This window comes from Microbacterium sp. ABR10 (assembly GCF_057812175.1).
The window spans coordinates 2,103,442-2,128,067 of record NZ_CM173821.1; the positions used below are offsets into that span (position 1 = coordinate 2,103,442).

The following is a 24,626-nucleotide window of genomic DNA, read 5'->3' on the forward strand; positions in this document are numbered from 1 at the left end:
CCCCCGATCATTTCACACGCGCCCGCGCCGGTAACCTGAGGGTGTGAGCAACGAACGACGCATCAGCGCTGCCGGCCTCTCCACGCGGACCCTCGACGGAACGGTGCTCGACGCCTGGTTCCCGCGGCCGGTCCTCGGCTCCTCCCCCGACCTGGATGCCGAGAAGGCGGCGCTCGAAGCCTCCGCCGGCCCCGACGAACGACGCGCTGTCGTCGTCGAGACGGTGGCGCTGACCATCGACGCGGATGCTGCGCCCGCCTCCACCGTCGACGCCTATCTGCGTCTGCACGCGCTGTCGCACCTACTCGTGCGTCCGAACGAGATCAACCTCGATGGCATCTTCGGCCACCTCCCCAACGTCGCGTGGACGAACGCCGGTCCTGTGCACCCCGACGATGCGGCGCGCCTCCTTCCGCTGCTGAAACGCCACAGCATCGAGGTGCAGGGTCTCGACAAGTTCCCCCGTCTGACCGACTATGTCCTGCCCGTGGGCGTACGCATCGCCGACGCGTCCCGCGTGCGCCTGGGCGCGCACCTCTCCCCCGGAACGACGGTGATGCACGAGGGCTTCGTCAACTTCAACGCCGGCACCCTCGGTTCCTCGATGGTCGAGGGCCGTGTGTCGCAGGGCGTCGTCATCGGCGACGGGACCGACATCGGCGGCGGCGCATCAATCATGGGCACGCTGTCGGGCGGCGGCACCCACCGTGTCTCGATCGGTGCGCGGACGCTCCTCGGCGCGAACGCGGGCATCGGTATCTCGCTCGGCGACGACTGCGTTGTAGAGGCGGGACTCTACGTCACCGCCGGCACCAAGGTGAAGATCGGTGACGACACGCTCAAGGCCGGTGAGCTGTCGGGCCGCGACGGCATCCTGTTCCGTCGCAACTCCCTGACCGGCGCCGTCGAGGCATCGGCGCGCGCCGGTGTCGGCGTCACGCTGAACGAGGCGCTGCACGCCTGACGGCGCCGCACCCCCTCCGAGAAACGCCTTCCGCGCGAAGAAACGCCCCGTCTCGGCGTTTCTTCGCGTGGGAGGCGTTTCTCGCGGACAACGTGCTGAGGTCAGTCGCGCAGGCGCACCGACAGGCAGGTGACGCAGCCCTCGAGCTTCTCGAACTCGCTGATGGCGACCGTGACGACCTCGAGCCCGCGGTCGCGATGCGACGCGGCCGTCAGCGGGGCATCCGCCGACATCAGCACCGTGCGCTCGTCGAGCACGACCACCGCGGTCCCGTGCTCCTCCGCAACCGCCGCGAAGACGGGGAACAGCGCGGGGTCGTCGACGAGCGACTCGAACCCGATCACGGTGCCGTCCGGCAGCGCGGTCACACCCGACTTCAGGTGCAGCACCTTGGTCACGGGGATCTCTCGCACCTCCCAGCCGCGCGGCTCGACGATCTCGCGCAATTGCGCGATGCCCGCGGCATTCGACCGCGACGAAGCGCCCACGTAGACCGTGCGACCGACCTTGAGCACGTCTCCGCCGTCGAGCGTCCCGGGCGCCACTATCTCGGCGGTCTCGATTCCGGATGCCACGACACCGGCGCGCACCGTCTCGGCCTCGCCGCGGCGCGAAGCGGCGCCGGCTCGGCACAGCACGGCGAGGTCGCCGAACATCACCACGGCATCCTCCACGAACACCCCGTCGGGCTGGTCGTCGGCGGGGGCCATCTCCACGACGTCCCAGCCGAGCCCACGGAAGGCGTCGACGTAGGCGTTCCACTGCGTGAGCGCGAGCTCGGCGTCGACGGGGACCCGATCGAGGTGGGTGAGCTCGCCGTCGGCGAGCAGCGGCGAGGGACGACGAACGAGCAAACGCGGCATGCCCCGACCCTACTGCGCCGCCTCCCCGGCATCGGCCCGGCTGCTCGGCATCCACCCGATCGACCGTTCCGAGCCGCGCGCAATCGCCCCTCTCCCTCGCATAAGCGCGATTCCTGCGCAGAAACGCGCCGGCGGAGTGTTCATGGTGCGGAATCGTGTTTACGCGCGACCCCGGTCCCGCCCACGACGCCAAGCCCCGCTCCTCGGGTGGAGGGACGCGAAACGCCCCGCCCCTCGCGTGGAGGGACGGGGCGTCGTGGCGCGGCGTGTCAGCCGATGCCGGGGTAGTTGCGCTCGGCGGCACCCGTGTACAACTGCTGCGGGCGGCCGATCTTGGTCTGCGGGTCGGTGATGGCCTCCCGCCACTGAGCGAGCCAGCCGGGGAGGCGACCGATGGCGAACAGCACCGTGAACATCCGCGTCGGGAAACCCATCGCCTTGTAGATCACGCCGGTGTAGAAGTCGACATTCGGGTACAGACGACGCTCCTTGAAGTAGTCGTCTTCGAGAGCGATCTGCTCGAGCTCCTTGGCGAGGTCGAGGAGCGGGTCACTGACGCCGAGGGCTTCGAGCACCTCGTCGGCGGCCTCTTTGACGAGCTTCGCGCGCGGGTCGTAGTTCTTGTATACGCGGTGACCGAAGCCCATGAGCTTGACGCCCGCTTCTTTGTTCTTCACGCGCTCGACGAAACGCTCGACGCTCTCGCCGGAGTCGCGCATACGGCCGAGCATCTGCAGCACGGCCTCGTTCGCGCCGCCGTGCAGGGGCCCCGAAAGGGCCTGGATGCCGGCGGAGATCGACGCGAACTGGTTGGCACCGGTCGAGCCCACCAGGCGGACGGTCGAGGTGGAGGCGTTCTGCTCGTGGTCCTCGTGCAGCATCAGCAGCAGATCGAGGGCCTTCGTCATGACGGGATTGATCTCGTACGGCTCGCTCATGACGCCGAAATTGAGTTTGAGGAAGTTGTCGACGAAGCCCATCGAGTTATCGGGGTAAAGGAACGCCTGCCCGATGCTCTTCTTGTGCGCGTACGCCGCGATCACCGGAAGCTTGGCGAGCATGCGGACGGTGTTGAGCTCGACGTGCTCGGGGTTGTGCGGGTCGGACTCCGACTCGTAGTACGTCGACAGAGCAGCCGTCGCCGCCGACAGCACCGACATGGGGTGCGCGGTCGGCGGGAGCGACGAGAACAAGCTCTTCAGGTCTTCGTGCAGCAGGGTGTGACGGCGGATGCGCTCGTCGAACGACGCGAGCTCGGACGCCGAAGGGAGCTCGCCGTAGATGAGCAGCCACGCCACCTCGAGGTAGGTGCTGTTCTTCGCGAGCTGCTCGATCGGGTAGCCGCGGTAACGCAGGATGCCCTGGTCGCCGTCGATGTAGGTGATGTCGGACTTCGTCGAGGCGGTGTTGACGAACCCGTAGTCGAGCGCCGTATGACCGGTCTGCTTGGTCAGCGACGCCATGTCGATGCTCGGTACCCCATCGGTACCTCGCAGGACCGGGAATTCGGCGGTGGTACCCCCCACCGTGAGGGTGGCCTTGTCGTGCTGCGTACCCGCGTCGCTCACCGCGCCTCCTTGCGATTTCTGGTCGCCCGTGTGGTCGATAGCGGGGTCCGAGGTTCCCGCGTCACGTCGACCAATGGATGCCACGGGTGTGTCATCCGGGTCGGCACGCGCACGGATGGTGACCCGGGCACAGTGCTTTTACAGCCTAGTAGTCACGCTGACGTACAGACGACACCGCCAAAGGATGCCCCCATCGAATGGAGGGATCCTCCTGCGCACGTCGCGCCGCGCGCGGGTGACTCCGCATCACCGGGACGCGCCGACGCGACGCCGCTACGCCCGGAGCCGCTCCGCCGCCGCGGCGATCCGCTCGTCGGTCGCCGTCAGCGAGAACCGCACGTGGTTCGGGTAGTGCTCGCCGTAGAAGTGTCCCGGACCGACCAGGATGCCGAGTTCAGCCAGGCGCTCCACGCTGTCCCACGCGTCGCGCCCCTCGGTCGCCCACAGGTACAGCCCACCCTCGCTGTGATCGATCGTGAAACCGGCTGCCTCGACCGCGGGCTTCAGCACCGCGCGGCGGCGGGCGTACAGCTCGCGCTGTGCGGCCACGTGCGCGTCGTCGCCGAGGGCGACGGTCATCGCCCGTTGCACGGGAGCCGGCGGCATGAGACCGAGGTGCTTCCGGCCGGTCAGCAGCCGCGCCACGAGCACCGGGTCTCCGGCGAGGAACGCCGCGCGATACCCGGCGAGATTGGACTGCTTGCTGAGCGAGTACACCGACAGCACATCGGTCAGATCGTCGCCCACGACGGCGGGGTCGAGCACGCTGGGCACGCGCTCGGTGTCCCACGGTGCGTCCCACCCGAGCTCGGCATAGCACTCGTCTGATGCCAGGACGGCGCCGATCGCGCGCGCCCGCGTCACGGCATCCTGAAGCTCATCGACCGAGAGCACCCGGCCGTCGGGATTGCCGGGCGAGTTGATCCACACGAGCTTGGTGTGAGCGGGCCACTCGGCCGGGTCATCGGATGCCACGGCCTCGGCACCCACGAGACGGGCACCGACCTCGTACGTCGGGTACGCGGCGCGGGGGTGCACGACGACGTCACCGGGACCGAGGTTCAGCAGGAGGGGCAGCAGCGCCACGAGCTCTTTGGAGCCGACCGTGGGGAGAACGTTCGCGGCCTCGAGACCGGGAACGCCGCGGCGACGGTGGTACCACTCGGCGATCGCCTCGCGAAGCGCCGGTGTACCGGCGGTCTGCGGGTACGAGTGCGCGTCGGTCGCGTCGGCCAGTGCCTCAGCGATGACGGCAGGAGTGGGATCGACGGGCGAGCCGATCGACAGGTCGACGATGCCGTCGAGGTGACGTCGAGCGCGCTCCGCGTAGGGGGCGACGGCGTCCCAGGGGTAGTCGGCGAGGTCGGCGACGCCCACGGCTCAGTGGCTCTGCGGGGGCAGCTGCGAGATGACGGGGTGATCCTTCGCGATCACGCCGACCTTGGCGGCTCCACCGGGCGAGCCGATGTCATCGAAGAACTCGACGTTGGCCTTGTAGTAGTCGGACCACTCTTCGGGCAGGTCGTCTTCGTAGTAGATCGCCTCGACGGGGCAGACCGGCTCGCATGCACCGCAGTCGACGCATTCGTCGGGGTGGATGTAGAGCGATCGTTCACCCTCGTAGATGCAGTCGACGGGGCACTCGTCGATGCAGGCGCGGTCCTTGACATCGACACACGGGAGGGCGATCACGTAAGTCACCCGCTCAGTCTAATCGCGCCGGGGAACCCGGCCCCGCAGCGAGGCCGGGTACCTAGGATTCGGCGGGGCGTTGAGCGGCGCGGAGCCGCGAGAAGTCGGGCCACATCGCCACGAGCACCATGAGTGCCGGACCCACGACCGTCCAGACCAGCGGAACCCACTCGGTTCCGGCCGTCGGAGCCGCGACGATCGCGGAGCCCCCGGGACCCACCTGAGAGAAGAGGTAGGTGGCCGCGGTGATCCCGAGGCCCCCCGCGAGGGCGTTGACCCGATCACCGGTGAGGGTGCGAAGCGCGACCAGCAGCGCGGCGCTTCCGACGGTCGCCAGGATCAGGCCGACCGGGACCGGCCCGACGAGGAACGCCTGGCCGACCGTTCCCGCCGTGCCGTAGAACGCGCCGATCAGGAAGGCGACGGCCCACCCGACGATCCGCAGAATGGATGAGCTCACCGCGTCAGTCTAGGAGCGGGCGTCGATGGTGAGGCTGGGAACAGCAATCATCCGGTGACGGCGTCCATCCACCGAGCAGCTGTCCGCGCGCTCATACCGCCCACCCCCACAGCCGCAGAAGCGCCGCCGTCACCGCCGCACCCGCGACGACGACGAGGAACGGCGCTCGCGCCCACAGCAGCAGCGCAGCCACCGCCACGGCGGGGAGTCGCGCATCCACGACGATCGCCGCACCCGCAGCGACGGTCTGCACCATCACGAGCGCGGCCAGCAGCGCCACGGTGAGCAGGTCGGCGATCCGGGCGGGACCTGGGGCGTCGAGCCACCGTGCGGGCAGCAGATACCCCACCGCCTTCAGCGCGACGCAGATGATGGATGCCACGAGCACCGCGGTCCACAGGGTCATGGCATCCCCTTCTCTTCCGGCGTCGCACCGGGGGGTGTCGACGGGCGACGCGGATCGAACAGTCCCACCGCCACGGCCACCCCGGCGGCGGCGATGACGGGGATGCCGGGCATGAGCCACGGCGTGAGGAGCGCGGCGACGACAGCGGCACCGGCGGCGACGGCCCAGGGTTGCCGCCCGCGCAGTCGCGGCCAGAGCAGCGCGAGGAACGCCGCCGCCGCGGCGGCGTCGAGGCCGTAGGTGCGCGGGTCGCCCAGCACATCGCCCAGCAGCGCGCCGATGAGCGTCGACACGTTCCACCCCAGCCAGATGGCGATGCCGGTGACCCAGAAGCCGGCTTGGCGAGCACGCGGGGTGTCCTGCGACAGTCCCACCGCGACCGACTCGTCGATGGTGAACTGCGTCGCGGCGGCCTTGCGCCAGAACCCGCCCGCGACGATGGGGGCCATGCGCATCGCGTAGGCGGCGTTGCGCACGCCGAGCAGGGCGGACGACGCGATCGCCGCCGGAGCCGCGGCGAGCCCACCGGCCGCGATGACGCCGACGAAGGCGAACTGCGACCCGCCGGTGAACATCAGCAGGCTCAGGACGCAGGTCTGCCAGACATCGAGCCCTGATGCCACCGACAGCGCGCCGAACGAGACGCCGTAGGCGCTGGTCGCGAGGGCGACGGCGAGGCCCTGTCGCGATGCCACACCCTCGGGTGTTCGGTGAAACGAACGCATGGACATCATCGTGAACGACGCTGGGTTGTTCGTCAAGTCGAACGAACGGCAAGCATAATGAACACATGACGGATCTCGGCGACCGTATCGCGACGACCCTTCGACGCGAGCGTGAGAGGCGCGACCTCAGCGTGTCGGAGCTCGCCCGACGCGCCGGCGTCGCGAAGGCGACGGTGTCCCAGCTCGAGAACGACGGTGGGAACCCCAGCGTCGAGACGCTGTGGGCTCTTGCCTCCGCTCTCGAGGTGCCGTTCGCGATCCTCGTCGACGAGGGGGTGCGCTCCCCCACCCTGATCCGCGCGGGTGAGGCGACCACGGCCGTGCCGTCGTCGGCATCCGACTATCTCGCCGTGCTGCTGTCGGCCAGCCCCCCGCACGCGCGGCGCGACATCTACCTGCTGAGCGCCGAACCGGGTTCACCACGTCTCTCGGACCCGCACCCCCGGGGCACGGTGGAGCACCTCGTGATGGTCACCGGCCGCGGCCGAGTGGGCCCCGTCGACGAGCCGTACGAACTCTCGCCGGGCGACTACCTGTCGTATCCGGGCGACGCCCCGCACGTCTTCGAGGCGCTCACACCCGGCATGAGCGCGGTGTGCGTGGTCGAGTCGCACTGACCCGCAATCCGCGCGCAATCCGCCGACCCCGCTGTCGAGTGTCCAAAACACTCCGCGTCGACGGGTCCGCACGCGGCGTTTCTCGGACACTGAGCGCTGCTCGGAGGCGGAACGGGTCGACGGGGGCGAGGAGGCGGGCTATCGTGCCGGGCATGTCCCGCATCTTCGGCGTCGCGTTCTCGGCCGTCTACCCGCTCTACATCACGAAGGTCGAGCGCAAGGGACGTACCAAAGACGAGTTGGATGCCGTGATCCGCTGGGTCACGGGCTTCGACGATGAGCAGCTCGCCCGTCACGCGGGCGGCACGACGACGTTCCGCGAGTTCTTCGACGAAGCGACGCTCAATCCCCGCGCCGACCTGATCACGGGTGTCATCTGCGGCATCCGGGTCGAGGAGATCGAGGATCCCCTGATGTACCGCATCCGGGTGCTCGACAAGCTCGTCGACGAACTGGCGAAGGGACGGCCGCTCGCGAAGGTGCTGCGCGCCGACGCGCACAGCGCCCACACCACCCGTTGAGTGTCTAGAACACGCCGCGTCGACGGCTGAGTCACGGCGTGTCGTGGACACTCAACTGTGGTGGGCGGCACGCGGAGACGGAACGGCCCCGCGCAGCGCGAGCTGAGCGGGGCCGTTCCAGAGGGAGCGACGCTTACGCGTTGGCATCCTGACGCTTCAGACGCGAGGCGGAGCGGCCGCGCTCGGTCGCGTCGAGCACGACCTTGCGGATACGAACGGCCTCGGGAGTGACCTCGACGCATTCGTCGTCGCGGGCGAACTCGAGGCTCTCTTCCAGCGTCAGCAGGCGCGGGGGCGTCATCGACTCGAAGGTGTCGGAGCTGGCCGCACGCATGTTCGTCAGCTTCTTCTCTTTGGTGATGTTGACGTCCATGTCGTCGGCGCGCGAGTTCTCGCCGATGACCATGCCTTCGTAGACCTCCTGCGTGGGCTGCACGAAGAAGCTCATACGCTCCTGCAGGGCGATCATCGCGAACGGGGTGACGACACCCATGCGGTCAGCGACGATCGAGCCGTTCTGACGGGTCGAGATGTGGCCCGCCCACGGCTCGTAGCCGTGCGAGATCGCGTTGGCGATACCGGTGCCGCGCGTGGTGGTGAGGAACTCGGTGCGGAAGCCGATGAGACCGCGCGAGGGCACGACGAATTCCATGCGCACCCAGCCGGTGCCGTGGTTCGTCATGTTCTCCATACGACCCTTGCGGCCGGCGAGCAGCTGCGTGATCGCGCCGAGGTACTCCTCGGGGGAATCGATGGTCAGGTGCTCGAACGGCTCGTAGGTCTTGCCGTCGACCTTCTTCGTGACCACCTGGGGCTTGCCCACGGTGAGCTCGAAGCCCTCACGCCGCATGTTCTCGACGAGGATGGCGAGGGCGAGCTCTCCGCGGCCCTGAACCTCCCACGCGTCGGGGCGTCCGATGTCGACGACCTTGAGCGAGACGTTACCGATGAGCTCGCGGTCGAGGCGGTCCTTGACCATGCGCGCGGTGAGCTTGTGGCCCTTGACCTTGCCCATGAGGGGCGAGGTGTTGGTACCGATGGTCATCGAGATGGCCGGATCGTCGACCGTGATGGCCTTGAGCGGACGCACGTCTTCGGGGTCGGCGATGGTCTCGCCGATCGTGATGTCGGGGAAGCCGGCGATGGCTACGATGTCGCCGGGGCCGGCGTCGTCGGCCGGGTAGCGCTCGAGCGCACGGGTCTTGAGCAGCTCGGTGATGCGGGCATTGCTGGTGGTGCCGTCGGCGCGCACCCAGGCCACCGTCTGACCCTTCTTCAGCGTGCCGTTGAACACGCGCAGCAACGCGAGGCGGCCGAGGAAGGGGCTCGAGTCGAGGTTGGTGACCCACGCCTGCAGCGGCGCTTCGTCGTCGTACGACGGTGCCGGGACATGCTCGAGGATCGCGCCGAAGAGCGGCTCGAGGTCGTCGTTGTCGGGCAGCGAGCCGTCGGCCGGACGGTTCAGCGACGCAGCTCCCGCGCGGCCGGACGCGTAGACCACGGGCACGTCGAGCAGGGCGTCGACGTCGAGGTCGGGCACGTCGTCGACGAGGTCGGACGCCAGGCCCAGCAGCAGGTCGTGCGCCTCTTCTTCGACCTCGGCGATACGCGCGTCGGGGCGATCGGTCTTGTTGACCAGCAGGATGACGGGGAGTTTGGCCTCGAGGGCCTTGCGCAGCACGAAGCGCGTCTGGGGCAGCGGGCCCTCGGACGCGTCGACCAGCAGCACGACACCGTCGACCATCGACAGGCCGCGCTCGACCTCGCCACCGAAGTCGGCGTGACCGGGGGTGTCGATGACGTTGATCGTCACGGGGACGTCGCTGTGAACGCCCTTGTAGGTGATCGCCGTGTTCTTGGCGAGGATCGTGATGCCTTTTTCACGCTCGAGGTCGTTCGAGTCCATCGCGCGCTCCTCGACGTGCGCGTGGTCACCGAACGAGCCGGTCTGGCGGAGCATGGCGTCGACGAGGGTCGTCTTGCCGTGGTCGACGTGCGCGACGATCGCGACGTTGCGGAGGTCAGGACGAAGGGCGTGCGCCATGGAGGGTCTCCAGGAAAATTCGGGGTGGCGCCCGGAATCGGGCCTGCCCAGTCTACCGGGCGCCCACGACACTCCCGGCAGGTGACGTTCAGGAATGGCCCGGGCACCCGGAAGGGCCGGAATCCCGCCCCCTCCACACGAGCCTGCGATCGCGAACGGGGAGGCGAATCCGCGCATCGCCCGAACGACCCGACGAACGAGAAGGGGCGGCGTCCGCGCGGGCGCCGCCCCTTCTCGGCACCGATCAGGATGCCGGAGTGTTCTTCAGCAGCTCGTGACGCAACTCGCGGCGGGCCGCCTGCACCTCGACGTCGGGAACGGGGATGGCCGCGATGAGACGCTGCGTGTACGGCTCCTTCGGCGCGCGCAGGATCTCGTCGCGGGTGCCCTGTTCAGCGATCTTCCCGCGGTTGAGCACGACGATGCGGTCGGCCATGGCATCCACCACGGCGAGGTCGTGACTGATGAACAGGCAGGCGAAGCGGTGTTCTTTCTGCAGCTCGCTCAGCAGTTCGAGCACGCGAGCCTGCACCGACACGTCGAGGGCGCTGGTCGGTTCGTCAGCCACGAGCAGACGCGGCTGCAGCGACAGGGCGCGGGCGATGCCGACGCGCTGCTTCTGACCACCCGAGAGCTCGTGCGGGTAGCGGTTGCGGTAGCTCCGCGGCAGGCGCACCTCGTCGAGGAGCTTCTCGACCCGGGCATCGAGCGCTGCGCCCTTGGCCTCGCCCGCCAGGAACAGCGGCTCGCCGATGGACTCCCCGATCGGCAGCCGAGGGTTGAGCGACGACGACGGGTCCTGGAACACGATGCCCACGCGGCGACGCAGCGACTTGATCAGCTTGCGCGATCCGCTCGAGATGTCGACGCCGTCGACGACGAGCCGGCCGTCGGCGATGGGCTGGAGGCCGATCGCGGCGCGCCCGATGGTCGACTTGCCCGAGCCCGACTCCCCCACGAGGCCGACGATCTCGCCCTCGGCGATCCCCAGCGTGACGTCGTCGACGGCGCGGAACGCGGCGACCCGGCCCTTCTTGCCGTACTCGATGGAGACGTTCTCGAGCTGCAACACGGGATGCGCGATCTCGGGGGCGGCGGCGGCCAGGGCGAGGGCCTCGGTGCGCGCCGGACCTTCGGCGACCGCCGTGGCCAGGGCCTCCACCAGGTCGACCGATGACTCGCCCTCCAGCGTCTCGCCCAGGCGCGGCACCGAGGCCAGCAGCTCCTTGGTGTAGGCGTCCTTCGGCGACCCGAGGACCTGAGCTGCCGGGCCCTGCTCGACGATGTCGCCCGCCTTCATCACGACGATCCAGTCGGCGAGGTCGGCCACCACTCCCATGTCGTGCGTGATGAGCAGCACGGCGGAATCGAGACGATCGCGGAGGTCGCGGATGAGGTCGAGGATCTCCGCCTGCACCGTGACATCGAGCGCGGTGGTCGGCTCATCGGCGATCAGCAGGGCGGGCTCCAGGCTGATCGACTGCGCGATCATCGCGCGCTGACGCTGTCCGCCGGAGAGCTGGTGCGGGTACGACGCGAACGCCTTCGCCGGGTCGGGCAGCCCCACCATCTCGAGCAGTTCGAGCGCTCGCGCCTTGGCCTGCGTCGGGGCGATGGTGGTGTGGGCGCGGAGCGCCTCGATGATCTGCGAACCGACGGTGAGCACCGGGTTCAGGGCCGTCATGGGCTCCTGGAAGATCGCCGCGACCTCGGGACCGCGCAGCTGCCGCATCTGCGCGGTCGACAGCCCGGTCACCTCGCGACCGTTCACCTTGATGCTGCCGGTGACGCGACTGTTGCGCGGCAGGAGGTCGAGCACGGCCATCGAGCTGACGCTCTTGCCCGAGCCGGACTCGCCCACCACCGCGACGACCTGGCCGCGGGCGATCGAGTAGGTCAGGTGCTTCGCCGCGGGGACCCACACGTCGTCGACGGCGAAGTCGACGCTGACATCGGCCATCTCCAGGGCGGGGATGCCGGACTTCTCGGTCGTGCTCATGAGATTGTCCTCTCGTTCCCGCCGAGCGGGAGGGAGTGATCGGGGAATGGAAGAATCGGGGGATGCCACGCCAGACGTTCCGTTCGACGTTCACCCGGGTCCTGTGCGGGATCGTGTGGGCGATCATCGCCGTCGTGGCGATCGGCCTGCTCGTGACCCCCGCCGCCACCGACGCCCCGGCTCTGGTCATCGTGGGCGCACTGGGGGCGGCGGCCCTGGTGGGCGGCATCCTGTGGTCGCCCTCGGTGTCGGTCGACGACGAGGGAGTCCAGGTCGACAACATCGCCCTGCGCTACCGCGTGCCGTGGTCTGCGCTCGTGCACGTCGACACCCGCTACGCGCTGCAGCTGCACACCCCGCACCGACGCATCAGCGTCACCGCCGCACCGTCGCCCGGCGCGGCCGGCTCGCTGCGCGCCGCGCGGGCCCATCGCCGGAGCGAGAGCGCGTCGACGCCGCAGGTACGTCCCGGCGATCTGCCGAACACCGATTCCGGCCGCGCGGCCGAAATGGTGCGCACCCGCTGGTACGCGCTCCGCGACGCCGGGCGCATCGAAGCGGGTAAGGCCGAACAGACCCCCGTCGCCGTCGCCGCACGCGTCGACAACGTGGTGCTGCTCCTCGTCGGCGCAGCCGGCGTCATCGCGGCGATCGCCCTCGCGTGAGGGCCACGCGGAGACGGTCGTCATGACGACGGTGTCTCCGGATGCACCCGGGCCTGCGTGCTCGCCGGAGCCGTGACGGACGAGCCGGCCTGCTCCTTGGTGCGACGCAGCGAGAAGCGCTTCTGACGAGGGTCGAACGCGTCGCGAAGGCCGTCGCCGACGAAGTTGACGAGCACGGCCAGCAGCACGATGAACACGGCCGGCCACCAGAACAGCCACGGACGAGTCGAGAACGCCGACTGGTTGTCGGAGATGATCAGACCCAGCGACACGTCGGGCGCACGCACACCGAGCTGCAGGTAGCTCAGCGCGGTCTCGAGGAGGATCGCGGATGCCGCGAGCAGCGTCGCCGCGACGATGACCACGCCGATGGCGTTGGGCAGGATGTGCTTGAAGATGATTCGGGCGTCGCTGGCTCCGGCCACGCGGGCCGCTTCGACGAACTCGCGCTCACGCAGCGAGAGGAACTCGGCTCGAACGAGGCGCGCGATCGTCGTCCACGAGATCATGGCGAGGAAGAACGCGAGCGGCACGACGCCCAGACCACCCGTCGCGCGACCGACGACGGCACCGATGACGATGATCGGGATGACGATGAAGACGTCGGTGATGCGCATGAGCACGGCATCCACCCACCCGCGGTAGTAGCCGGCGAGGGCGCCGATCACGGTACCGACGGTCGTACCTACGACGCTAATGACCAGCATGACCAGGATCGAGTTCTGGATGCCGCGCATCGTCATGGCGAAGTAGTCGATGCCGATGCGGTCCTGCCCGAACGGGTGGTCGCCCCACACGAAGGGGAACACCGACAGGGTGGGTGCCCCGCTGTTGCTCTGCGGGTTCAGCGTCGTGAAGTCGTACTTCCACCAACCGGGGATCGGACCGAGCCCGATCGCCGAGATGGAAACGGCCGCCAACAGGAGGAACAGGATGCCGGACACGACGGCGACCTTGTTTGCGAGGAAACGTCGCAGGACGAGTCGTCCCTGACTGACGCCGACGGTGTTGCGCTCGTCTGCGGGAGCCGGAGCATCCACGTTCGCGGGCTCGGGGAGCATCTGGGTCATGGGGAGACCTCCGGGAATCGGACGGCGGCGATCATGCGACGACTCGCACGCGGGGGTCGAGCGCCGCGTAGGCGAGATCGGCCAGGAAGTTGAACACGATGGCGGTGATGGCGATGACGATGAAGTAGCCCATCACCGGGTTGACGTCCACGCGCTGGATCGAGGTCACGAACAGCTGACCCATGCCGGGGATGGCGAACACCCTCTCCGTGATCACGGCACCACCCAGCAGAGCTCCCACGTCGGTGGCGATCAGCGTCACGATGGGGATCAGCATATTGCGGAGACCGTGACGCATGACCACGGTGCGCTCAGGCAGACCCTTCGCACGCGCCGTGCGGATGAAGTCCTGGTTCATCACCTCGAGCATGCCCGCACGGGCATACCGGGTGTAGCCCGCGAACGAGATCAGCAGCAGCGAGATCGTCGGCAGCAGCAGGTGTGTGAACGTGTCGATGCCGCTGATCCACATGTCGCCGCTGAACCCGGGAGTCGCCGCGCCGACCGTTGCGATCGGGCGACCGTTGATGCGGGGGTTGTTGACGTAGGCGGGCCACGACTGCATATAGCGGTCGAGCACGACGAGAGCGAACGAGAAGAAGGCGACGATCGCGCCGATGCGCGCCGTCATCCCGCGGTCGGGCGCACCGACGAGGTACCCGGTGATGAGACCCACCGCGACGGCCGCGACGATCAGGATGATGATCGTGGGGACCGTGGAGATGTCGAACAGTCCCTGCAGGACGTAGTAGGCGATGTAGGAGATCACACCGTTGCCGGCCGCGACGATCAACGCACGACGGTTCGACAGGCCCGAGATGAGGGCAGTGGTGATGACGACCACTCCACCGATCAGCAGGAGCAGACCCACCGGACCGAAGCCGGGGTTACGGAACCAGTCGGTGATGTTGAAGTAGACCAGCAGGGCGATCGTCGCGGCGGCGGCGGTGCCGGCGACGATCGCACGTCGGCGCGCCGAGCCGCCGATCATGGCCTGCCAGATCACCGCCGACACGACGGCGAGCAGCACGATCAGCCAGATCGGGATCGATGTCGCCGACTCGAGGAAGCTGTTGAACCCGAGGGCCAGGAACTCCTTCAGGAGGACCGCGACGAGGAACGACGGCAGAGAGAACAGGAAGAAGCTCAGCAGGGTGATGCCGAAGTCGAACCCGCTGTACTGGCGGAGGGCCGATACGACGCCGACGACAATTCCGAGCACGATGGCCAGCACGAACGACGCCGTCACGAGCTGGAGAGTGGAGCCCACCGCAGTGGGAAGGATGTCGAGCACGGGGGCGTTGCTGATCGTGAGACCGAGGTCGCACGTACCGGCGAACGGGATGAGGCAGCCGGCGGCACCGCCGAGCCACAGGAAGTAGCGCAAGGGGGCGGGGACGCTGAGGTCGAGCGCGGCGACGCGCGCGGCGATCAGCTGATCGCGGTTGGCGGCGGTGCTGTCGCGGAGGTCCTGGAGCGGGTCGCCGGAGTTGGCGGCGAGCACGTACATGATGAACGACGCGGCCAAGAGAACCAGGATCGAGACGGCGATGCGCCTGAGAATGAATCCGACCATCGCGGGAGGTCTTCTTTCGATCGGGTGACGGGCGCCGAAAAGGCGCCCTGGACAGAATAGTCGCGGGCATGGCGAAACGGCGCTGCACGCACGCGAAGTGAGGCGCCGGAGCCGAGCGACTCCGGCGCCTCACATGGACTCAACGGGTCATCAACCCGCCAGCGTCCACTCCTGCGCGTTCCACACGATGCCGGTCTGGCCGCCGAAGTAATCGACACCCGTCACCGAACCGTTGTCGGCGAACAGACCGGGCGACTGGAAGAGCGGAAGACCGTAGAAGTCCTTCGCCGTCGCCGTGTCGATCTGCACCTTGATGTCAGCGAGCTCGGTGGGGTCGACCGTCACCTGGCTCTCGTCGACGAGGGTGTCGACGGCGCTGTTGCTGTAGTTGTTGTAGTTTCCGCCGCCGGCGGTCTTGAAGATCTGCGGGAGTGCGGCGTTACCGGCACCGGGCGAGACCCACCCGAAGATCGAGGCGTCGTAGCTGCCGCTGCCCAGCAGCGAGCTCCAGTCGGGCGAGCCCGCGTCTTCGATCACGAAACCGGCCTGCTGCGCCGACTGCTGAATGGCGCGGAAGCTGTCGACACGGTTCGGGTTGTTGGTGTTGTAAAGGATGCGCACCGTCGGGGTCGCACCGTTCAGCAGAGCCGTGGCACCCGCGATGTCGGGCTCCGTGAAGGCGTCGTAGCCACTGGCCGCGACAGCGGTGGTGTACTGGTCGCCCTCGGTGGGGAGGAAGATCTGCGAGTTGAGAACCTCGGCGTCGGGGTTGACGGGCGTGACGATCGACTCGAGGATCTGCTGGCGCGGGATCGTCTTGAGGAAGGCCTCACGCACGTTCGCGTCGGCGAAGACCCCGCCGAAGCTCAGGTCGACGTGGTCGTAGGCGAGCTGGTTGCCCGAGTGGACCGTGGCGTTCGCGTTCTCGAGAGCCGTCAGCGTGTCGGCCGAGGCCTGCGGCTGGATCGCCTGCACCTCACCGTTCTGAAGAGCCGTGACCTGCGCGTTCGAGTCACCAATGAAGCGGATGATCAGCTGGTCGTACGAGGGCGACATCTCGCCCTTGTAGTTGGGGTTCTTGCCCAGCGTGATGCTCTGCTCGGGCGTGAAGTCGGTCACGATGAACGGACCGCTCGCAACGAGCAGGCTCTCATCGGTCGGCATGGCGGTGACGTCGTAGCCGGTGTTCCAGAAGTCCGCGGCGGCCTTGAGGGTCTCGTTCGGCGCGACGGGAGCAGCGGTGTCGCCCTTGGGGAGCGTGTTGAGCAACTCGATGAAGTCGGCTTCGGAGACGCCGGCCTTCTCGGCGAGCACATGGGCGGGCTTGCCGATGGGGTTGACGAGCTCGTAGTCGACGTAAGGGGTCGAGTAGGTCAGCGTCATCGACATGTTGTCGTCGCCGATCTCGGGGAACGCCGTGGTGTCGAGGCCCGCGGTGCTGCCGGCGAGGCTGAAGTACTGGGTGCCGCCGTTGGTGACGTCACCGGTCGCCGGGTCGAGGATCGCGTCGTTGTAGTAGCCCGAGTTGATGGCCCAGTTGACGAGCATGTCGTCGGCGTTGATGGGCTCGCCATCCGACCAGGTCAGTCCCTCGTTGATGGTGTACTTCACCGTCAGCGGGTCTTCGGAGAGCGTCTCGTAGGTGCCGAAGTCGGTGTTGTCGAGGACCGAGAAGTCCTTGTCGAGGCGCTGGAAGCCGCCGAGTCCGAGGCCGCCGCTCACTCCGGTGAGGTAGCCCACCATGCCGTTGGTGTCGAGGTTGGCCTCGGGGGTGTCTCCGTTGAACGAGGTGAACGCGTTCGTCGTGGCGATCGTGATCGTGCCACCCGTGTTCGTTTCGCCCTCGGGCGTGGCTGTGGTGGTGCATCCGGCGAGTGCCAGAGCCGCGACCGCGACTCCTGCTCCCGCCGTGAGGGCGCGTGCGCGCCGGGTCTTTTCAGACACTTTGCCTCCAGTGCAAGGTTGACGAGCACCCCACCGAGCAGACAGCCGGGGGGAGCCGTGGATACCGAAACGATAGGTACATGTCACCTGATGGTCAAAACATTTAGATGTTTCGTTACAGACCTTTAACCTCCGGCGTGCTCATCCGAGCATTTTGACAATCCCACGGGTCGTCGCTGCCCGCCCGCCCTTTCCCCGCAGGGGCGCTCATCGGCATCCCATAGGTGTGTCCCGATCGCGCGGTGTTGAATGTCTCCCATGTCCCGGAATCCCTCGGCCACGCGCCCCGGTACGGCTGACCTGTCGATGTCGACAGAGACGATCGGCCCCTTCCCCCCACCCATCGAGCGCTCCGACGCCTACGCGCGCACGAGGCTGGCGTGGGAGGTCGTCCTCGTCCTCCTGATCAGCGTCGGCCAGTCCGCGATCTACTCGGTGGTGTCTTTCGTGCGGGCGGCCACGCGCGCGCCCATCTCTCAGCAGCAGACGCAGCTGAATCCGTCGCGCAGTGCCGAGCCGCTGTGGGACGCGATCTATCAGTTCCTCGACATCTTCTTCTCGCTGGCCCTCGTCGCCGTCGCGATCTATCTGCTGTGGGAACCGGCCGGCAACGCCCTGCGGCGCATCGGTCTCGACTTCCGCCGGTTCGGGTCCGACGTGCTCCGCGGGCTCGCGCTCGTCCTGCTGATCGGCGTACCCGGTATCGGGGTCTACGCCATCGGCCGCGCGATCGGTCAGAGCATCGCGGTCGTCCCCGCGCCCCTCGACTCGTCGTGGTGGGTAATCGCGCTGCTCGTGCTCGCGGCGCTCCGCGCCGGCCTCACCGAGGAGGTCATCTTCCTCGGGTACCTCTTCGACCGGCTGCGCCGCCTGGGCTGGTCGTGGACGGGAGTGATCGTCTCGACCTCGCTGCTGCGAGGGAGCTACCACCTGTACCAGGGATGGCCGTCAGCGCTCGGAAACGTCGTCATGGGATTGGTGTTCGGCTGGTGCTACAAGCGATGGGGGCGGGTCATGCCGCTGGTCGTGGCGCACACCGTCATCGACATCATTGCCTTCGTCGGCTACCCGCTCGCGGCCGCCTGGTGGCCGGGGATCTTCGCCCCGCCTGCGACTCCGACACCCTGAACGCCTCCAGCCACTGTTTACTGCGGGGGCGCGGACCAGGTCCAGAACGCCGGCGGCACACCGTCGGGTTCGGAGGTGTAGTCCACTCCCCCAACTCCGGCGGCAGACACGACGGCACCCGTGCGCTCGAACAGCGGCACGCCGGCGAACGCGGCGAACAGCGAGCGGTCGATCTCCTTGGCCTCGGCGAGGATGTCCACCGGATCGGTGTGCACGGTCAGCTCGGCGAAGAGCTCGTCGGTGTTCGGGCCGTCCACGCCTTCGGCGATGCGATCACGCGCCGACCGGTAGAGGCTTTCGTCCTCGCCGACCCACGAGAGGGTGGCATCCGCGGTGTCGTCCGCCGTGGCGGCACGCACGGCGATGCCTGCCCGCGCCCCCATCGACACAAGCCGCGGGAAGACCTGCGACGACAGCTCGTCGGTCGCGTCGTAGGCCACGCGCAGGACGGCGGCGCGATCGCCGAGCGCATTGCGCGCGGCATCCGCATCACTGCCCGTACCGGGCGCGCCGTTGCCCGAGACGAGGTCGTTGTACAGCTGGCCGGTCGCCGACGACGACAGGAACGACTGCAGCGGCTGCGCGTCGGGACGCATCGGACCGAGCACGTCACGCACGATCGAGGAGCGGTCGATGGCCAGCGTCATCGCTTGACGCAGATCGGATGCCGTCTCTTCGGCGAACCGCAGGTGCAGGGTCTGGGTGGTGGGGCCGATCTGCACCTGGTAGCCCGCATCGGTGAGCGTCTCGCGCTCCGCCACGTCGATCTCGCCGACGTTGGCGATGTCGACGACCCCCGCTTCGAGCGCGGAGAGCTGCGCCGCCCGATCGGGGAAGAAGCGCACGCTGAGACTCTCAAGGCCGGGGAAGTGCGCACCCTGGTAGCTGTCGCGTCGGGCGAGGGTCAGCGTGTCGGCTGTCGACTCCGTCACCGTCCAGGGACCGGCGGAGACGACACTGGCCGGGTCGACCGCGGTGCCGGCGGGCACGTCGAAGCCGGTGTTCCAGGCCTGCGCCGCGGCCGCCAGCACCGGGTTCGGTGCGGCCGGAGCCTGCGGGTCGCCCTCGGGGACGGTGAGGATCGCCGTGAGCAGATCCTCTACGCTCACACCCGCGCGTTCGGCGACGACGTGTACCGGTCGGTCGAGCAGCCACTGCCGGTTCCAGTCCGCGAACGGTTCGTCGTACGTGAGGGTGAGCGTGTCGTCTGACCGGTCGATGCTGGGCCGCGCGGTCCGCGCGTTCGGGTCGGCGGGCATCGCGGTGTCGAAGTACCTCGTGCCCGAGACGATCTGACCGGCGTCGTCGTAGGTGGCGTCGTCAAAGAAGTGCGAGGTGACGGCCCAGCCGAACAAGAGGTCGTCGAGGCTGACGGGCGTGCCGTCGGACCAGACGCGATCGTCGAACAGTTCGTAGCTGACCTTCAGCGGGTCGCCCTGCACCCGGGTGATGCGGCCGAAACCGTCGTTGGGGACCACCTGCAGGTCGCCGTCGAGCGACCCGAGCTTCTCGTCGAGGAGGGATGCCACGGCCCGGTTGGCGGGGGTGTCTCCCGCGGCGCTGGCGGCGTTGAGGCTGGTGAGCGAGCCGACGACGCCCACCGTCAGGGTGGTGGGCGGTGTTTCCTGCTCGGTCTCGGGCGCGGGCTCCGGAGCCGAGCACCCGGCGAGGACGATCCCCACGGCGGCGAGGAGGGCGATCACGCGTCCCGGGCCACCGCGTCGTCGGGTCGGTCGAAGTTCCTCGTTCACGCCGTGATGCACACCGGGAACCTTACTAAATGCCCGCTGTGCGAATCCGGGGTGGGTGGGGGCGGACGTGGAGGACCTCCCCTCTCGGCTCCGCCGCACGGGTTCTCGGCGACCGCCCCGAGGAACGGTCGCCGAGAACCCCGCTGTCAGGCGAACGCCTCCGGCGGCGGGCACGAGCACACCAGGTTGCGGTCGCCGTACGCCTGGTCGATGCGTCGCACCGGCGGCCAGTATTTGCCGCGGATCAGCGAACGCACGGGATATACGGCCGTCTCGCGCGAGTACGGATGGTCCCACTCGCCCACCACGACCGTCTCGGCGGTGTGCGGGGCATTCACGAGCGGGTTATCCTCGGCGGGCCACTCCCCCGCGGCGACGGCGAGCGCCTCGTGCTTGATCGCGATCATGGCATCCACGAACCGATCGAGTTCGGCGAGGTCCTCGCTCTCGGTCGGCTCGACCATGAGGGTGCCGGCGACGGGGAACGACATCGTCGGAGCGTGGAATCCGTAGTCGATGAGGCGCTTGGCCACGTCGTCGACGGTGACGCCGGTCTGTTCCTTGAGCGGACGCAGGTCGAGGATGCACTCGTGCGCGACCAGCCCGCCCTCCCCCGCGTAGAGCACCGGGTAGTGCTCCCGCAGGCGGGTGGCGATGTAGTTCGCCGACAATACCGCGGCGGCCGTGGCCCGTCGGAGTCCCTCGGCGCCCATCATGCGCACGTACGCCCACGAGATCGGGAGGATGCCGGCGGAGCCGTGGGGCGCCGCCGACACGGGGCCGCCGTCGAACGTGCCCCCGGCGTGGTCGGCGCGCTGCGAGAAGGGGTGCGACGGGAGGTGGGGCGCGAGGTGCGCCTTCGCGGCGACCGGGCCGACGCCGGGTCCGCCGCCGCCGTGCGGGATTGCGAACGTCTTGTGGAGGTTCAGGTGCGACACGTCTCCGCCCAGGTCGCCGAAGCGGGCGAAGCCGAGAAGCGCGTTGAGGTTCGCCCCGTCGACGTAGACCTGACCGCCGGCGTCGTGGACGGCCTGCGTGATCTCCAGCACGTCGTGCTCGTACACCCCGTGCGTCGAGGGGTACGTGATCATCAGGGCCGACAGCTCGGCGGCGTGCTGTGCGATCTTGGCGCGCAGGTCGCCGAGGTCGACGTTGCCGGCCTCGTCGCAGGCGACGACGACGACCTTCATGCCGGCGAGGATCGCGGAAGCGGCGTTGGTGCCGTGCGCCGACGAGGGGATGAGGCACACCGCGCGCTCGGTGTCGCCGTTCGCGAGGTGATAGCCACGGATCGCGAGCAGACCCGCGAGCTCGCCCTGCGAGCCGGCGTTGGGCTGAAGCGACACAGCGTCGTAGCCGGTGACCTCGGCGAGCCACCGTTCGAGCTGGTCGATCATCTCGAGGTAGCCGTGCACGTCGGCCTCGGGGGCGAAGGGGTGCACGCGTGAGAACTCCGGCCACGACACAGCCGCCATCTCGGTGGCGGCGTTCAACTTCATCGTGCACGAGCCCAGCGGGATCATGCCGCGGTCGAGCGCGTAGTCGCGGTCGGCGAGCGACTTGAGGTAGCGCATCATCGCCGTCTCGCTGCGATGCGTGTGGAAGACGGGGTGGGTGAGGTACTCGTCGTCGCGGTGCAGCGAGTCGTCGACGCCGCGCAAGGCGATCCCCTCGGGCAGCTCCTCAGTCGCGAGGCCGAACGCATCGAGGACGGCCGAGATGTCGGCATCCGTCGTGGTCTCATCCACCGACACGCCCACGGTCGCGTCGTCGACCCACAGCAACTGGTATCCGCGCTCCCGGGCGCGGTCGACCACGTCTTGCGCGCGTCCGGGGACGTGCACGCGAACGGTGTCGAAGAACGCATCGGATGCCAGCGTCAGATCGTACGAGCGGAGGGCGGATGCCAGGGCGTCGGCCCTCCGCGCGACCCGCGTCGCGATGCTCTTGAGCCCCTGCGGGCCGTGGTAAACCGCGTACATCGCCGCCATGACAGCGAGCAGCACCTGGGCCGTGCAGATGTTCGAGGTCGCCTTCTCGCGCCGGATGTGCTGCTCGCGCGTCTGCAGCGACAGGCGGTAGGCGGGGGCGCCGACGGCATCCTGGGACACGCCCACGAGACGCCCCGGGAGCTGGCGCTCGAGACCGGCGCGCACGGCCATGTACCCGGCGTGCGGACCGCCGAAGCCGAGCGGCACACCGAAGCGTTGCGTGGTACCCACCGCGACGTCGGCGCCGAGAGCGCCGGGCGAGCGCAGCAGGGTCAGGGCCAGCAGATCGGCGGCGGCCACGACGAGACCGCCCGCGGCGTGGACGGCGTCGGCGACGGCCGAGAAGTCCCACACGCGCCCGGTGGCGCCGGGGTACTGCACGAAGGCTCCGAACGCCTCAGGGAGCTCGCCGTCGAACGAGGTCTCGTGGATGAGGATGCCGACGGCCGCGGCGCGGTGGTGCAGCAGCGCCTTCGTCTGCGGCAGGGCGTCGATGTCGACGAGGAAGACGCCGGTCTTGGCCTTCGACGCGCGCCGGGCGACGAGCATGCCCTCTACGACGGCGGTGGATTCGTCGAGCATGGACGCGTTGGCCGTGGCGAGCCCCGTCAGGTCGGTGACCATCGTCTGGAAGTTGATGAGCGCCTCGAGACGTCCCTGCGAGATCTCGGGCTGATACGGCGTATAAGCGGTGTACCACGAAGGGTTCTCGAGGACGTTCCGCGCGATCACCGACGGGGTGAAGGTGTCGTAGTAGCCCAGGCCGATCAGCGGGCGCGCCGAGCGATTCGCGTTCGCGAGTTCGCGGAGTTCCGCGAGGGCCTCGGCCTCGGTGGCCGCGGGCGGGATCGAACTGGTCGCGCGAGGTTGGACGTGGATGGATGCCGGGACGGCGGTCTCGACGAGCGCCTCGACGCTGTCATACCCGACGACCTCGAGCATGCGGGCCTCGGCGTCGGCGTCGATGCCGATGTGGCGATCGACGAACCCTTCGACACGCTCAGGGACCGTCTGAGGGACGGCATGCGTCCGGGGAGGAAGAAGGGTGCTCATGCGGTGAGGCCCTCGTAGGCGGCGCGGTCGAGGAGGTCGCCGGGCAGCTCGCCCTCGACGCGGATCTTGATGAGCCAGCCCCCGGCGAAGGGTTCGGCGTTCACGAGAGAGGGGTCGTCGACCACGGCGTCGTTCACCTCGACGACGGTGCCGGTCAGGGGTGCGTAGAGCTCGCCGACCGATTTGGTCGATTCGATCTCGCCGCAGACGTCGCCGGCCGAGACCGCGGATTCGGCGCCGGGCAGCTCGACGAAGACGACGTCGCCGAGCTTGTCGGCGGCGAAGTCGGTGATGCCGACGGTCGCGATGTCCCCCTCGAGGGAGATCCACTCGTGCTCGGACGTGTAGCTGAGGGCGGTGAGGTCGGTCATGCGTTTCTCCGATAGAAGGGAAGGGCGGTGACGATGGCGGGGATGCGGGTTCCGCGCACGTCGATGGTCAGTTCGGTTCCGGGTTCGGATGCCGCGGGGGCGACGAACGCCATCGCGACCGGGTGACCGAGGGTGGGGCTGAGGGCGCCGCTGGTGATCTCGCCGACGCTGTCGTCGCCACGCAGCACCGCGTAGCCGGCGCGACCGGCGCGACGACCTTCCGAGACCAGCCCCACCAGCACGGGCGCATCGGTGGGTCCGGATGAGAGGCCGTCTTTTCCGACGAACGCCTCCTTGTCGACGGCGACGACCCGACCGAGGCCGGCCTGGGCGGGAACGATGTCGCGGGAGAGCTCGTGTCCGTACAGCGGCATGCCCGCTTCGAGCCGAAGAGTGTCGCGCGCGGCGAGACCGCACGGCACGAGACCCTTCTCGGCGCCCGCGGCGAGCGCGGCGTCCCACAGGGCACCGGCCTGGGCGGTGGGGATGAGCAGCTCGTAGCCGTCCTCCCCGGTGTACCCGGTGCGGGCGACGAAGAGCGGCGCACCCTCGAACGTCCCGTCGGTCCACGCGTAGTAGCCGAGTTCGTCGAGCGCCGTACCGGTGATCTCGACCCCCGGCGTGGAGCTCAGGATGCCGCGCGCCTCGGGGCCCTGGAGGGCGACGAGGGCGAACTGGTCGGTGACGTCTTCGACCCGCGGGATAGCCCCACCGGATACAACGGCGTAGTCGGTTCCCTCGAGCGGGCCGTCGATGAATGCTTGCACCGCGGACCACGTGGCACGGGCGCCGTCTAACGCCGCGGCGACGGCATCCCGGTTTCCCGCATTCGCGATCACCAGGAAGTAGTCCTCGCCGGTGCGGTAGACGATCACGTCGTCGATGATTCCGCCGTCGTCGGCGAGCACGAAGGAGTACTTCGCTTTGCCGATACGCATCGTGGAGATCCGGCCCGCGAGCACGAAGTCGAGGAAGGCGGCAGCACGTTCGCCTTGCACCCAGAACTCTGCCATGTGCGAGATGTCGAACAGGCCGGCGGCCGTGCGGACGGCGTGGTGCTCGGCGAGGTCGGAGGTGTAGCGCACGGGCATGTTCCAGCCACCGAAGTCGGTGAACGAGGCGCCGAGGGCCTCGTGCCGATCGTGTAGCGGCGACGTGCGCGGTGGAGCGGGGGTGTTGATCATGAGTTCTGCCGTTCGCGATGACGGACAGACGCCG

The 24,626-nt window shown here is 68.7% G+C and carries 21 protein-coding genes; 5 read left to right on the forward strand and 16 right to left on the reverse strand.

Translation table 11 applies throughout. The features are described from left to right. The first annotated feature begins 43 nt into the window (after positions 1–43). Complete coding sequence (gene dapD / locus ACXKZF_RS09775; protein ID WP_488984081.1) at positions 44–964, forward strand: 2,3,4,5-tetrahydropyridine-2,6-dicarboxylate N-succinyltransferase; 921 nt, start codon at positions 44–46, stop codon at positions 962–964. A gap of 101 nt (positions 965–1,065) precedes the next feature. On the opposite strand, the gene ddaH is transcribed toward dapD, so the two are convergent. The 7 genes from ddaH to ACXKZF_RS09810 all read right to left on the reverse strand — a co-directional run bounded on the left by ddaH (position 1,066) and on the right by ACXKZF_RS09810 (position 6,678). Continuing rightward, positions 1,066–1,827, reverse strand: a complete 762-nt coding sequence (gene ddaH, locus ACXKZF_RS09780) for a dimethylargininase (protein ID WP_488984082.1) — start codon at positions 1,825–1,827, stop codon at positions 1,066–1,068. Between the two features lie 269 nt (positions 1,828–2,096). After that, a complete protein-coding gene (locus ACXKZF_RS09785) occupies positions 2,097–3,395 on the reverse strand; it encodes a citrate synthase (RefSeq protein WP_488984083.1) in 1,299 nt (432 codons plus the stop codon). A 273-nt stretch (positions 3,396–3,668) separates the two neighbouring features. After that, complete coding sequence (dapC, locus tag ACXKZF_RS09790) at positions 3,669–4,772, reverse strand: succinyldiaminopimelate transaminase (protein WP_055953662.1); 1,104 nt, start codon at positions 4,770–4,772, stop codon at positions 3,669–3,671. A 3-nt stretch (positions 4,773–4,775) separates the two neighbouring features. Continuing rightward, entirely contained in the window at positions 4,776–5,096 is a 321-nt protein-coding gene (gene fdxA / locus ACXKZF_RS09795; RefSeq protein WP_055953658.1) for a ferredoxin, read from the reverse strand. Positions 5,097–5,148: 52 nt separating this feature from the next. Beyond that, on the reverse strand, positions 5,149–5,547 hold the full coding sequence (locus ACXKZF_RS09800; protein WP_488984084.1) for a histidinol dehydrogenase: 399 nt from the start codon (positions 5,545–5,547) through the stop codon (positions 5,149–5,151). Between the two features lie 91 nt (positions 5,548–5,638). Continuing rightward, entirely contained in the window at positions 5,639–5,953 is a 315-nt protein-coding gene (locus ACXKZF_RS09805; protein ID WP_488984085.1) for an AzlD domain-containing protein, read from the reverse strand. Beyond that, positions 5,950–6,678 (reverse strand): AzlC family ABC transporter permease, encoded by a 729-nt coding sequence (locus ACXKZF_RS09810; RefSeq protein ID WP_243223256.1) that lies wholly within the window; start codon positions 6,676–6,678, stop codon positions 5,950–5,952. Before ACXKZF_RS09810 ends, ACXKZF_RS09805 begins: the two co-directional genes overlap by 4 nt. A gap of 65 nt (positions 6,679–6,743) precedes the next feature. Here ACXKZF_RS09810 and ACXKZF_RS09815 point away from each other — a divergent pair, with 65 nt between their 5' ends. Beyond that, positions 6,744–7,295: a helix-turn-helix domain-containing protein gene (locus ACXKZF_RS09815; RefSeq protein ID WP_488984086.1), complete on the forward strand. Its 552-nt coding sequence runs from the start codon at positions 6,744–6,746 to the stop codon at positions 7,293–7,295. Positions 7,296–7,447: 152 nt separating this feature from the next. Beyond that, positions 7,448–7,816, forward strand: a complete 369-nt coding sequence (locus tag ACXKZF_RS09820; RefSeq protein WP_488984087.1) for a DUF2200 domain-containing protein — start codon at positions 7,448–7,450, stop codon at positions 7,814–7,816. A gap of 133 nt (positions 7,817–7,949) precedes the next feature. On the opposite strand, the gene typA is transcribed toward ACXKZF_RS09820, so the two are convergent. Further along, complete coding sequence (gene typA, locus ACXKZF_RS09825; protein ID WP_055953643.1) at positions 7,950–9,860, reverse strand: translational GTPase TypA; 1,911 nt, start codon at positions 9,858–9,860, stop codon at positions 7,950–7,952. 244 nt (positions 9,861–10,104) lie between these two features. Continuing rightward, positions 10,105–11,859, reverse strand: coding sequence for a dipeptide ABC transporter ATP-binding protein (locus tag ACXKZF_RS09830; RefSeq protein WP_488984088.1), 1,755 nt, complete (start codon positions 11,857–11,859; stop codon positions 10,105–10,107). Positions 11,860–11,921: 62 nt separating this feature from the next. On the opposite strand from ACXKZF_RS09830, the gene ACXKZF_RS09835 reads away from it, so the two are divergent. Next, positions 11,922–12,524 (forward strand): PH domain-containing protein, encoded by a 603-nt coding sequence (locus tag ACXKZF_RS09835; protein WP_488984089.1) that lies wholly within the window; start codon positions 11,922–11,924, stop codon positions 12,522–12,524. A gap of 20 nt (positions 12,525–12,544) precedes the next feature. Here ACXKZF_RS09835 and ACXKZF_RS09840 read toward each other — a convergent pair whose 3' ends face one another. The 3 genes from ACXKZF_RS09840 to ACXKZF_RS09850 all read right to left on the reverse strand — a co-directional run bounded on the left by ACXKZF_RS09840 (position 12,545) and on the right by ACXKZF_RS09850 (position 17,114). After that, entirely contained in the window at positions 12,545–13,594 is a 1,050-nt protein-coding gene (locus ACXKZF_RS09840; protein WP_488984090.1) for an ABC transporter permease, read from the reverse strand. 31 nt (positions 13,595–13,625) lie between these two features. Continuing rightward, positions 13,626–15,170, reverse strand: a complete 1,545-nt coding sequence (locus ACXKZF_RS09845; protein WP_488984091.1) for an ABC transporter permease — start codon at positions 15,168–15,170, stop codon at positions 13,626–13,628. Positions 15,171–15,320: 150 nt separating this feature from the next. Beyond that, a complete protein-coding gene (locus ACXKZF_RS09850; RefSeq protein ID WP_055953627.1) occupies positions 15,321–17,114 on the reverse strand; it encodes an ABC transporter family substrate-binding protein in 1,794 nt (597 codons plus the stop codon). 306 nt (positions 17,115–17,420) lie between these two features. On the opposite strand from ACXKZF_RS09850, the gene ACXKZF_RS09855 reads away from it, so the two are divergent. Further along, entirely contained in the window at positions 17,421–18,242 is an 822-nt protein-coding gene (locus ACXKZF_RS09855) for a CPBP family intramembrane glutamic endopeptidase (protein WP_488985986.1), read from the forward strand. A gap of 17 nt (positions 18,243–18,259) precedes the next feature. Here the strand turns inward: ACXKZF_RS09855 and ACXKZF_RS09860 are convergent, their stop codons facing one another. The 4 genes from ACXKZF_RS09860 to ACXKZF_RS09875 form a co-directional block, all read right to left on the reverse strand. Continuing rightward, positions 18,260–19,993 (reverse strand): ABC transporter substrate-binding protein, encoded by a 1,734-nt coding sequence (locus ACXKZF_RS09860; RefSeq protein WP_488984092.1) that lies wholly within the window; start codon positions 19,991–19,993, stop codon positions 18,260–18,262. 146 nt (positions 19,994–20,139) lie between these two features. Continuing rightward, complete coding sequence (gcvP, locus tag ACXKZF_RS09865) at positions 20,140–22,926, reverse strand: aminomethyl-transferring glycine dehydrogenase (protein WP_488985987.1); 2,787 nt, start codon at positions 22,924–22,926, stop codon at positions 20,140–20,142. Between the two features lie 107 nt (positions 22,927–23,033). Further along, positions 23,034–23,408, reverse strand: a complete 375-nt coding sequence (gcvH, locus tag ACXKZF_RS09870) for a glycine cleavage system protein GcvH (protein ID WP_488984093.1) — start codon at positions 23,406–23,408, stop codon at positions 23,034–23,036. Beyond that, a complete protein-coding gene (locus ACXKZF_RS09875; protein ID WP_488984094.1) occupies positions 23,405–24,592 on the reverse strand; it encodes an aminomethyl transferase family protein in 1,188 nt (395 codons plus the stop codon). The genes gcvH and ACXKZF_RS09875 overlap by 4 nt, the downstream gene beginning before the upstream one ends. Positions 24,593–24,626: the final 34 nt, after the last annotated feature.